The organism is Actinomadura sp. NPDC048021, from assembly GCF_040653135.1.
Lineage (GTDB): Bacteria > Actinomycetota > Actinomycetes > Streptosporangiales > Streptosporangiaceae > Spirillospora > Spirillospora verrucosospora.
In genome coordinates this window covers 48,579-59,023 of the sequence record NZ_JBEZJQ010000037.1, presented here as the reverse complement: position 1 = coordinate 59,023, position 10,445 = coordinate 48,579, and the positions used below count along the sequence as shown (strand labels likewise).

Here is a 10,445-nt window from a genome sequence, read left to right as displayed (position 1 = left end):
GGGCTCGGAGCACCGCCCCGCCCCCCTCGGGGCCGCGGCGGGTGGGGCCCGCGCCACCGGCCCGCCCGGGGCCCCCCCCCCCCCCCCGCCCGGGGGGGCCCCCCCCCCCGCGCCCCCCCGCCGCAGGCAGGCGCGCAACCGGGTGCTGACCGCGTGGCTGCGCCGCCCGCTCCCCGCGGTCGCGCGCACCGCCGCGTCCGCCCTCGCCAGCCGGGAGGGCCGCGCGGGGCTCGCCGACGCGGCCCGCGCCCTGCCCGCCCTCGCCCGCGCCAGGCGGCCGGTTCCGCCCGCGGTGGAGGCCGCCCGCGCCCGGCTCGCGCGGTACTGACGTTTCGCGCCCGCGCCCCGGGTACCGCGGCGGTGACCGACCGACCGACCACCCGAGGGGCGCCGATGCGCGCCGTCGTGATCAACTGCACGCTGGTGGCCGTCGCCTCGGCGCTCGACGAGAACCCCGTCCCCGCCCCTCCGTCCTGACCCTCAGTGCCGAGCCGGGGACCGGTCGCGGGCCAGGGACAGCGCGCACAGGGCGCCGAGCAGCACCATCCCGGCGAGCGCCCAGCCGGTGCCGTACTCGGCGTGCCGGGTGGACCCGCCGGACTCGGCCAGCGAGAGGAACAGCGTCCCGACGGTGGCGATGCCGACCACCTGGGCGAGCTGCATCAGCGTGAGGAGCAGGCCGCTGGCGTCGGCCGCGTCACCCGGCGCGACGTGCCGCAGCGCGGTCGTCATGATGATCGGCATCACCCCGAGCCCGAACCCGATGACCGCGGTGAGCGCCTCGTAGGCGAGGCCGCCTCCCGCGAGGGGGCCGACGCACAGGTAGCCCGCCCCCGCCACGGCGAACCCGGCCGGGACGGCGCGCCGGTGCCAGCGGGCCGGCAGCCGCTGCCAGTTCAGCCCGACCAGCCCGAACGCGGTGACGCAGGGCACGAACGCCAGCCCCGACTCCAGGGGGGACATCCGCAGGTCGCCCTGCAGGTGCAGCGTGGTGGTGAACAGGAACGACGACCAGCTCGCCGGGCCGAACACGATCGCCACGCAGGCCGGGACCAGCAGCGGGGCGCGCAGCACCCGGGGCGAGACCAGCGGACGCCCGCCCGCGGCCGCCACGCGCCGCTCCACGGCCACGAAGACCGCGGCGAACGCGGCGCTGGCGGCCAGCGCCGCCCAGCCCCACAGCGGCCAGCCCAGCTCGTGCCCCATGATCAGCGGGACGACGAGCAGCAGCACCGCGGGGGCCAGCGTGAACACGCCCGGGAGGTCCAGCTCGGCCCGCAGCGGGCGCGTCCGGGGCGCGGGCTCGTCGCGGGGCAGCACGCGCGGCCCCGCGAGCAGCAGCGCGGCGCCGATCGGCACGTTGACGAGGAAGACCGCCCGCCAGCCCGTCCCGAGCAGGTCCGCGCCGACCAGCAGGCCCCCGGCCGCCTGCCCGACGACGACGCCGCCCGCGATGACGGCGGAGTAGAGGCCGAGCGCCCGCCCCCGGGCGGCGCCGGTGAAGTCCCGCTGGATCATCGACATCACCTGCGGGGTCAGCATCGCCGCGCCCGCGCCCTGAAGGAAGCGGCACACCACCAGCGTCCCGGTGGACGGCGCCAGCCCGCACGCCAGCGACGCGACCGTGAAGGACGCGAGGCCGAGGTGGTACAGGCGGCGGTGGCCCGCGATGCCGCCGAGCCGCGCGCCCGTGATCAGCAGCACCGCGTAGGAGATGATGTAGCCCGCCACGATCAGCTGGAGCCCCGCGCCCGAGGCGTGCAGGTCCGCGCGCATCGTCGGGAGGGCCACGTTGACGATGTTCACGTCGAGGATGGCCATGAACTGGCCGAGCAGGATGACGGCGAGCGCGAGCCCGCCGGATCCGTTCCGCGACCCCCGGTCGGGAACGGTCCCGCGCAGGTCGGTTGTCTGTGTCATGTGTACGAGGGTGGGGGCGCGCCGGTACCGGTAACGAGAGCCTGCCGATACTGGTACTGACAGCACCTGGAAGAGCACGCCCGCCCGAGGCAGGCTGGGGGAGTGACGATGACGAGTCCGCCCGCCGCGCCCGCCGCCCGCCGCGGCGGCGCGGGTCCGCGCCGCCGCACGGAGCTGGCGGCGTTCCTGCGCAGCCGGCGCGAGCGGATCAGCCCCGAGGACGTGGGGATGCCCCCGGGCCCGCGGCGCCGCACGCCCGGCCTGCGCCGCGAGGAGGTCGCCCAGCTCGCCGGAGTCGGCGTCACCTGGTACACGTGGCTGGAGCAGGGCCGCCCGATCAACGCCAGCACCCAGGTGCTGGACGCGGTGGCGCGCACCCTGCGGCTCGACGGAGCCGAGCGCGAGCACCTGTACCGGCTGGCCGACGTCCCCGACGCGGCGGTCGAGGAGCAGGCCGAGAGCCTGCCCGAGGACGTCCAGGGGATCCTGGACGCGCTCGTGCCGCTGCCCGCGGCCGTGGTCAACGCCCGCTCCGACATCCTGGCCTGGAACGCCGCCTTCGCCGCGATCTTCCCGCACCTCGTGAACGCCCCGCCGTGCGAGCGCAACACGCTGTGGAAGATGTTCACGCTGCCGCCGTGCTGCAACCCGATCGTGAACCTGGAGGACACGGCGTCCGACCACGTCGCCGTCTTCCGGCACCGGTACAGCAGGCATCTGGACGAACCGGGCTGGAAGGACCTCGTCCGGCGCCTTCAGGCGGCCAGTCCCCTGTTCGCCCGGCTGTGGGCGTCCCACGACGTGGCGCTGCCGGGGCCGAGCGCCAAGGTCTTCCGGCACAGCGCCGTCGGCGAGATCCGCACCCGTACCACGAGCATGGACATCACCGCGTCGCCGAACGCGCGGCTCGTCGCCTACACGCCGGCCGACGAGGAGAGCCGGGACCGGATCGGCCGGCTGCTCGCCGATCCCGGGGCCGCGGCCACCGACCACCGGCACTGAGCGGCGCCGGGCTCAGTGGCGGGCACGCCGCGCGATCACCACGAGGTCGACGGCGGCGATGACGGCGACCGCCGCGCAGATGCCCGCCGCGGTCATGGAGCCGCCGCCGGAGGCGTCCACCGTGAACACGATCGCGGCGGCGACCGCGCCGACCAGCGCGGCCGTGGACAGCACCGCCCGCAAGAGCAGCGGGCTGCGCGCGGTCAGGGGCTCGTCCCCGCGCGGCTGCTCGTGCGGGTACGGTCCGTGCGACCCGGGGCCGTGCCAGCCCGGGTCCTTCCGGCCGATGTCGTGCCGCTCGGGCTCGCCGAGTTCGGGCTCGTGCCGCTCGGGTTCGTTCCGGTCAGGTTCGTTCCGGTCAGGTTCGTTCCGGTCGGGCTGGTGCCGCCCGGGCCCGTCCGCTCCGGTGCCGCCCACGGCTCACCTGGCGTAGGTGCCGACGAGCGTCCCCGACGCGACGACCTTGTCCTCGACGGCGGTGCGCAGGTCCTCGGCGGTGAAGCCGTCGCGCAGCCCGGACGGCTCCGCCAGCCCGTACAGCCGGAAGAAGTACCGGTGCGGGTCGTCGCCCGCCGGGGGCTTCGGCCCGCCGTAGCCCTCGGAGCCGTAGTCGTTGCGCCCGAGGACGGCGCCGGTCGGCCGCTCCCCGGCGTCCAGGCCGGTGGTCACCGGGTCGATGCCGGCGAGCAGCCAGTGCGCGAACGTGCCGACCGGGGCGTCGGGGTCCTCGCACGCCAGCGCCAGTTCCACGACCTCCTCAGGCGCGGGGGACCACTCCAGCGGCGGCGAGAGGTCCCCGCTGTCGTGGGAGTAGTCCGACGGCATGAGCGTGTGGTCGCGGAACGCGGCGCTCCTCAGCGTCATCTCTTCCATAGGGCGCTCGTGCCCCGTCACGCGCGGTCGATGCACGCGCCGTCCCGGTCGACCCGCAGGTCAGCCCGCGCTGGAGGCCGCCCAGATGTTGATCCCCGCCTCGACGGCGTCCCGGTCGATCGCGGCCAGTTCGTCCGGGGTGAAGTCGAGCCGGTCGAGGGCGGCGAGGTTCTCCTCCAGCTGCGCGACGCTGCTCGCGCCGATCAGCGCCGAGGTGACCCGGCCGTCCCGCAGCGACCAGGCCAGCGCCATCTGGGCGAGCGACTGCCCGCGCCCCTCGGCGATCCGGTTCAGCGTCCGCACGTGCCGCAGGTTGTCCTCGGTGAGCAGACTGGTGGACAGCGACGTCCCCCTGCTCGCCCGGGAGCCCTCCGGGACCCCGTCGAGGTACTTGCCGGTCAGCATCCCCTGCGCCAGCGGTGAGAACGCGATGCAGCCGGCGCCCTCCCGGTCGAGCGTGTCGAGCAGCCCGCCCTCGATCCAGCGGTTGAGCATCGAGTAGGACGGCTGGTGGATGAGCAGCGGGGTCCCCATCTCCCGCAGGATCGCCGCCGCCTCGGCGGTGCGCTCGGGGGAGTAGGACGAGATCCCGGCGTAGAGGGCCTTGCCGGACCGGACGGCCCGGTCCAGCGCCCCCATCGTCTCCTCCAGCGGCGTCTCCGGGTCGAAGCGGTGGCTGTAGAAGATGTCGACGTAGTCGACGCCCATCCGGCGCAGCGACTGGTCGAGGCTCGCGAGCAGGTACTTGCGCGACCCCCACTCGCCGTACGGGCCCGGCCACATGTCGTACCCGGCCTTGGTCGAGATGATGATCTCGTCCCGGTACGGGGCGAGGTCCTCGCGCAGGATCCGGCCGAAGTTGGTCTCCGCGGACCCGTACGGCGGGCCGTAGTTGTTGGCGAGGTCGAAGTGGGTGACGCCGAGGTCGAACGCGCGCCGCAGGATGGCCCGCTGGACGTCCAGCGGGCGGTCGTCGCCGAAGTTGTGCCACAGGCCCAGCGAGATCGCCGGGAGCCTCAACCCGCTCCGCCCGCACCGCCGGTAGGGGAGCCGCTCGTATCGCTCACTGTCTGCCACGAAGGTCATGGTCAGGAGTATTTCAGGACAAGCGGCTCACCGGACGCGGCGCCGGCCGCCGTCGGGCCCGTCCTCCCCCCGAGGGTGATCTCCGTCACCGACCGCGTCACCGACCGCGGCGGCGGGCGGCGGCGGCGCGGGAGTACACAAAGGAACGAGGCCCCGACTGTCATGTCTGCGAGGGTGAAGGGGGCTGTGAAGTGGCAAGAATGGTCTGAGATCTGGACGAGGAGGTCCCAGTGGTCGTGCTGCGCAGTTATGTGTCGGGTTCCTGGCGTGCCCCGGAGGAGGAGGGGGCGCCGTTGCACGACGCCGTCACCGGGGAGGAGGTCGCCCGGATCTCCTCTGCGGGGGTCGACATGGGCGCCGCCCTGGAGTACGGGCGGTCCGTCGGCGGCCCGGTGCTGCGGGAGCTGACGTTCCACCAGCGCGCGGCCCTGCTGAAGGCGGTCGCGTCCCACCTGCGGGAGCACCGCGAGGAGTTGTACGCCCTGTCGGCCATGACGGGCGCGACGCTGAACGACTCGAAGTTCGACGTCGACGGCGGCATCGGCGTCCTGTTCGCCTACGCGAGCAAGGGCAAGCGCGAACTGCCGAACGACACGGTGCTCGTCGAGGGCGACGTGGAGCCGCTCGGCAAGGGCGGGACGTTCGTCGGGCAGCACCTGTGCACGCCGTCGCGCGGCGTCGCGGTGCAGATCAACGCGTTCAACTTCCCGGTGTGGGGCCCGCTGGAGAAGCTCGCGCCCGCGTTCCTCGCGGGGGTGCCGAGCCTGATCAAGCCGGCGAGCCAGACCGCCTACCTGACCGCCCGGCTGGTCGAGCTGATCGTCGAGGCCGGGATCCTGCCCGAGGGCTCGGTGCAGATGGTCTGCGGCGAGCCCCGCGACCTCCTCGACCACCTCACCGAGCAGGACATCGTCGGGTTCACCGGTTCGGCGTCCACCGCCCGGCTCCTGCGCACCCACCCCGTCATCGTGGGGAACGCGGTGCGGTTCAACGCCGAGGCCGACTCGCTGAACTGCTCGGTCCTCGGGCCGGACGCGACGCCCGGCACGAAGGAGTTCGACCTCTACGTCAGGCAGCTCGCCACGGAGATGACCGTGAAGGCGGGCCAGAAGTGCACGGCGATCCGCCGGGCGCTCGTCCCCGCCGCCCTGATCGACGACGTCGCCGAGGCCGTCCGGGAACGGCTGGCGAAGGTCACGGTCGGGAACCCGTCCGACCCGTCCGTGCGGATGGGCGCCCTCGCCACGCTCGACCAGCGCGAGGAGGTGCGGCGCTCCCTGAAGGCCCTCATGGACGCGGGCAGCGTCGTGTTCGGCGACCCCGAGCGGGTCGAGGTCGTGGGCGCGGACGCCGAGCGCGGCGCGTTCATCTCCCCGGTCCTGCTGCGCGCCGACGACGCGGGCCGCGCCGAGCCGCACGAGGTCGAGGCGTTCGGGCCGGTCAGCACCCTGATGCCCTATGAGGGCGCCGAGCAGGCCGTCGAGCTCGCCGCGCGCGGGCGCGGCAGCCTCGCCGGGTCGGTCGTGACCGGTGACGAGGAGTTCGCCCGGAAGGTCGTGCTCGGCGCCGCGCCGTGGCACGGCCGGCTGCTCGTGCTGAACGCCGAGGACGCCCAGGAGTCGACCGGGCACGGCTCGCCGCTGCCCGCCCTCGTCCACGGCGGCCCCGGGCGGGCCGGCGGCGGCGAGGAGATGGGCGGGATCCGCGGGGTGGTGCACCACATGCGGCGCACCGCCGTCCAGGCCGGGCCGGCGATGCTCACCTCCATCACCGGGCGCTGGGTCCCCGGCACCGACCGGACCGTCACCGACGTCCACCCGTTCCGCAAGCACCTGGAGGAGCTGCGCGTCGGCGACACCGCCGTCGGCGGCCCCCGGGTCGTCACCCTCGACGACGTGGAGCACTTCGCCGAGTTCACCGGCGACACCTTCTACGCTCACACGGACGAGGAGGCCGCCGCGGCGAACCCGTTCTTCGGCGGGCGCGTCGCCCACGGCTACCTCGTCGTGTCGTTCGCGGCCGGGCTGTTCGTGGAGCCGTCCCCAGGGCCCGTCCTGGCGAACTACGGCCTGGAGAACCTCCGGTTCCTCACGCCCGTCAAGCCGGGCGACGAGCTGACCGTCACCCTGACGGCCAAGCAGATCACGCCGCGCGAGGGCGCCGACTACGGCGAGGTCCGCTGGGACACCGACGTCACGAACCAGGAGGGGGCCTCGGTCGCCAAGTACGACGTCCTGACGCTGGTGGCCAAGCGCCCGCGGCACGACTGATCTTCGGGCCTGGGGGCCCGGCCCGCGGGATGATACGCATGAGGGGAGGCGTCTGCGGGGGAGACGGTCACGTTCAGCGCTGAACGGGGTGCGCCCATGATCAGTCCCCTGCACATCCAGACCGTGCGCGAGGTCGTCCGCACCGGCTCGTTCGCGGACGCGGCCCGCAACCTCGGCTACACCGCGTCCGCCGTCTCCCAGCAGATCGCCGCGCTGGAGCGCGCCTGCGGCCTGGTGCTGTTCGAGCGCCGGGCGCGCAGCGTGCGCCCGACGAGCGCCGCGTTCCTGATGGTCAGCAAGGGCAACGACGTGCTGTCGGCCCTCGACACCCTGGAGCGGGAGCTGCGCACGGTCGCCAGCGGCGAGCGCGGCGCCCTGCAACTCGGCAGCTTCCCGACCGCCAGCGCCCGGATCCTGCCGCGGGTGCTGGCGGAGCTGTCGCGGGTGCGGCCCGGCATCGACATCACGCTGGCCGAGGGCGAGCCGGACGAGCTGCTGCCCGAGCTGCTCGACGGCGACCTCGACCTCCAGCTCGCGTACCGGTACGACCTGTTCCCGCGCACCTGGCCCGACCAGATCGTGGAGACGCCGGTGATGGACGAGAACCTGGTGCTGTGCGTCCCGCGGGACCACCCCCTCGCCGGGGGCCGCACCGTCCGGCTCCGCGACCTGCGGTCGGAGACGTGGATCGCGAGCCGCCCGGAGAGCGCGGGCGCGCAGGCGCTGCTGCGGCTGTGCGGCACCGCCGGGTTCGCCCCCGACATCGCGTTCCGCAGCAACGACTACGCCGTGGTGTGCGGGCTGGTCGGCTGCGGTCTCGGCATCGCGCTCGTCCCGGCGCTCGGCTGCGTCCCCGCGCCGGGGCTGAGGACGCTGCGGCTCAGCCGCCGCAGCCCGCGGCGGCATGTCACCGTGCTGCGCCGCGCCACCAACACCAACCCGCTCGTCAAGGACGCCATGCGCGGCCTCATCGAGGTCGCCCGGGGCGTCCAGAGCGAGGTCGGGGGCGCCACCGGCCCTTGAGCTCCATCGCCGCGCGGACGCGCTCCTGGGCGAGCGCGACGGCGGCCTCGTGCGTCGTCGTGCCCTGCGCGCGGGCCGCGTCGAGGACCCGGCCGGTGTTGTCGCGCATCTTCGCCGAGACCGCGGCGAACACCGCGTCCGGGTCGGGGCGGAACGCCGAGTAGCGGGCGTCCATCGCGAACGCCGCCGCGACGACGCCGCCCGCGTTGGCGACGAAGTCCGGCACGACCGTCACGCCGCGCTCGGCGAGGACGCGCTGCGCCGCCCGCCCGGTGGGCAGGTTCGCGCCCTCCACCACGATCGACGCCCGGACGTCCGCGGCCGCCTCCTCGTCGATGACGTCCTGGAGCGCGGCCGGGACGAGGACGTCGGCCGGGACCGACAGCTCGGCGCCGGGGGGCAGCAGCCGCCCGCCGTACTCCCGCACCGCCGCGTCGCCCGCCTCGGCGCGCAGGGCGAGGAGCCGTCCGACGTCCAGGCCGTCCGGGTCGTGCAGCGCGCCGTGCACGGTCGAGACCGCCACGACCGCCGCGCCCAGCTCGTCCAGGCGCCGCGCCGCCGCGTGCCCGACCGCGCCGAACCCCTGCACCGCGACCCGCGCGCCCCGCAGGGACATCCCCGCGTGCCGGGCGGCGGCGTCGGCCGCCTCCGCGACACCGAAGCCGGTCACGCCCAGCTCGTCGTAGGGCATGCCGCCGAGGACGTGCGGGGTGCCGACGGCCGCGCCCCGGTCGTCCAGCTCGTCCTGGACGATCGCCGCGTCCCGCTCCGACAGCCCCATGTCGAGGCCCGCCACGTACCGGCGGGGGATCTCCTGCGCCAGCGCCCGCACGAACGCGCGCAGGACCGCCTCCCGGTCGGACGACGCGGGGTCCGCCGCGATCCCGGCCTTGGCGCCGCCGAAGAACAGGTCGACGCCCGCCCACTTGTAGGTCATCACCCGGGCGAGCCGCGCCACCTCCGCGACCGTCACCGACGGGCTCATCCGCATGCCGCCCTTGCCCATGCCGCGGGCGGTGTTGTCGATGACGAGCACGCCCCGCATCCCGGTCCGGGCGTCGGAGACGCACACGACCCGCTCGGGGCCCCACTCGTCCATCATCGCGAGCACGTCAGACACAGTTGTTCTCCGGGCGCAGGGCGTCGCCGGCGAAGCGCGCGGCGTTCAGGGGGGCGACGTCGGTGAAGGGCGCGCGGCCGAGGTACAGGTCGCGGACGACCTCGCCGACCGCCGGGCCCTGGAGGAAGCCGTGGCCGGAGAAGCCGGCCGCGTAGAGGAACCGCGACACCGACGCGTCCTCGCCGATGAGCGCGTTGTGGTCGGGCGTCATCTCGTAGAGGCCGGCCCAGCCGCCGGTCAGGCCGGCGTCGAGCAGGCGCGGCGCCCGGGCGCCGATCGCCTCGGCGAGCCGGGGGAGCCACGCGTCGGACCGGCTCAGCCGGAAGCCGGGGCGCTCGTCGGGATCGGACATGCCGAGCATCAGGCCCTCGCCCTCCGCGTGGAAGTAGAACGACGTCGCGAAGTCGATCGTCATCGGCACCGGGCGCGGCAGGTCCGGGAGCGGCCCGGTGAAGACGATCTGGCGGCGCAGCGGCTCGACCGGGAGGTCGACGCCGGCCATCCGCCCGACGGCCGCCGACCAGGCCCCCGCCGCGCAGACGACGGCGGGCGTGCGGATGCGCCCCCGCGTGGTCCGGACGGCCCTGATCTCACCGCCGCCGGTCTCGATGCCGACGACCTCGCAGCCGGTGCGGATCACCGCGCCGTGCCGCCGCGCGCCCGTCGCGTACCCGAGGACGACCGACTCCGGCGTGCAGTGCCCGTCGTCGGGGGAGAACGCGGCGGCCAGCAGCCCGTCGGGGACGATCAGCGGCGACAGCCGGCGGGCCTCCGCGACCGAGACCATCCGGCTCGGGACGCCCAGCTCGTTCTGCAGGGCCACGCCCGCCTCGAACGCCGCGACGTCCTCGGGCCGCGACAGCAGGAACAGGTAACCGACGCGGTGCAGGTCGATCTCCTGGCCGGGCCGGCGGGAGAACCGGGCGAACGCCTCCAGGCTGCGGGCGCCGAGCCGGATGTTGACCTCGTCGGAGAACTGGGCCCGCACCCCGCCCGCCGCCCTGCACGTCGAGCCCGACCCGAGCGCGTCCCGCTCGACGAGGACCACGCGCCGCACGCCCGCCTCGGCGAGGTGGAACGCGATGCTCGTCCCCATGACGCCGCCGCCGATGACGACGACGTCGGCCTCCGTCTCCGCCTCGGTCCCCACG

Annotated in this window: 10 protein-coding genes; 4 read left to right on the top strand and 6 right to left on the bottom strand. The window is 75.1% G+C overall.

Features of this window, described 5'->3' with window-relative positions:
• Positions 1-142: 142 nt before the first annotated feature.
• Entirely contained in the window at positions 143-328 is a 186-nt protein-coding gene (locus AB0C87_RS39205) for a hypothetical protein (protein ID WP_360581721.1), read from the top strand.
• A 152-nt stretch (positions 329-480) separates the two neighbouring features.
• Here AB0C87_RS39205 and AB0C87_RS39200 read toward each other — a convergent pair whose 3' ends face one another.
• Positions 481-1,920: an MFS transporter gene (locus AB0C87_RS39200; protein ID WP_345187193.1), complete on the bottom strand. Its 1,440-nt coding sequence runs from the start codon at positions 1,918-1,920 to the stop codon at positions 481-483.
• 108 nt (positions 1,921-2,028) lie between these two features.
• On the opposite strand from AB0C87_RS39200, the gene AB0C87_RS39195 reads away from it, so the two are divergent.
• Positions 2,029-2,922 (top strand): helix-turn-helix domain-containing protein, encoded by an 894-nt coding sequence (locus AB0C87_RS39195; RefSeq protein ID WP_353835556.1) that lies wholly within the window; start codon positions 2,029-2,031, stop codon positions 2,920-2,922.
• A gap of 12 nt (positions 2,923-2,934) precedes the next feature.
• Here the strand turns inward: AB0C87_RS39195 and AB0C87_RS39190 are convergent, their stop codons facing one another.
• The 3 genes from AB0C87_RS39190 to mgrA form a co-directional block, all read right to left on the bottom strand.
• Positions 2,935-3,339: a DUF6343 family protein gene (locus AB0C87_RS39190; RefSeq protein WP_360581720.1), complete on the bottom strand. Its 405-nt coding sequence runs from the start codon at positions 3,337-3,339 to the stop codon at positions 2,935-2,937.
• A gap of 3 nt (positions 3,340-3,342) precedes the next feature.
• The gene (locus tag AB0C87_RS39185) at positions 3,343-3,786 is read right to left on the bottom strand and encodes a YbhB/YbcL family Raf kinase inhibitor-like protein (RefSeq protein ID WP_353835558.1); all 444 of its coding nucleotides are present in this window, start codon (positions 3,784-3,786) and stop codon (positions 3,343-3,345) included.
• Between the two features lie 69 nt (positions 3,787-3,855).
• A complete protein-coding gene (mgrA, locus tag AB0C87_RS39180) occupies positions 3,856-4,881 on the bottom strand; it encodes an L-glyceraldehyde 3-phosphate reductase (protein WP_345187184.1) in 1,026 nt (341 codons plus the stop codon).
• A gap of 230 nt (positions 4,882-5,111) precedes the next feature.
• On the opposite strand from mgrA, the gene paaZ reads away from it, so the two are divergent.
• Positions 5,112-7,151 carry a phenylacetic acid degradation bifunctional protein PaaZ gene (gene paaZ / locus AB0C87_RS39175; protein ID WP_360581719.1) on the top strand — a complete coding sequence of 680 codons (2,040 nt, stop codon included), beginning with the start codon at positions 5,112-5,114 and terminating at the stop codon, positions 7,149-7,151.
• A 96-nt stretch (positions 7,152-7,247) separates the two neighbouring features.
• Positions 7,248-8,174 carry a LysR family transcriptional regulator gene (locus AB0C87_RS39170; protein WP_360581718.1) on the top strand — a complete coding sequence of 309 codons (927 nt, stop codon included), beginning with the start codon at positions 7,248-7,250 and terminating at the stop codon, positions 8,172-8,174.
• Here AB0C87_RS39170 and AB0C87_RS39165 read toward each other — a convergent pair.
• Both AB0C87_RS39165 and AB0C87_RS39160 read right to left on the bottom strand, forming a co-directional pair.
• Complete coding sequence (locus AB0C87_RS39165) at positions 8,119-9,294, bottom strand: Glu/Leu/Phe/Val dehydrogenase dimerization domain-containing protein (RefSeq protein ID WP_360358344.1); 1,176 nt, start codon at positions 9,292-9,294, stop codon at positions 8,119-8,121. The genes AB0C87_RS39170 and AB0C87_RS39165 overlap by 56 nt on opposite strands.
• Complete coding sequence (locus AB0C87_RS39160; protein WP_360581717.1) at positions 9,287-10,444, bottom strand: FAD-binding oxidoreductase; 1,158 nt, start codon at positions 10,442-10,444, stop codon at positions 9,287-9,289. Before AB0C87_RS39160 ends, AB0C87_RS39165 begins: the two co-directional genes overlap by 8 nt.
• Position 10,445: the final 1 nt, after the last annotated feature.

Bases quoted from the DNA above. Each gene is read 5' to 3' on its own strand.
- AB0C87_RS39200 (WP_345187193.1), bottom strand. From the start codon at position 1,920: ATGACACAGACAACCGACCTGCGCGGGACCGTTCCCGACCGGGGGTCG.
- AB0C87_RS39195 (WP_353835556.1), top strand. From the start codon at position 2,029: ATGACGAGTCCGCCCGCCGCGCCCGCCGCCCGCCGCGGCGGCGCGGGT.
- AB0C87_RS39185 (WP_353835558.1), bottom strand. From the start codon at position 3,786: ATGACGCTGAGGAGCGCCGCGTTCCGCGACCACACGCTCATGCCGTCG.
- mgrA (WP_345187184.1), bottom strand. From the start codon at position 4,881: ATGACCTTCGTGGCAGACAGTGAGCGATACGAGCGGCTCCCCTACCGG.
- AB0C87_RS39170 (WP_360581718.1), top strand. From the start codon at position 7,248: ATGATCAGTCCCCTGCACATCCAGACCGTGCGCGAGGTCGTCCGCACC.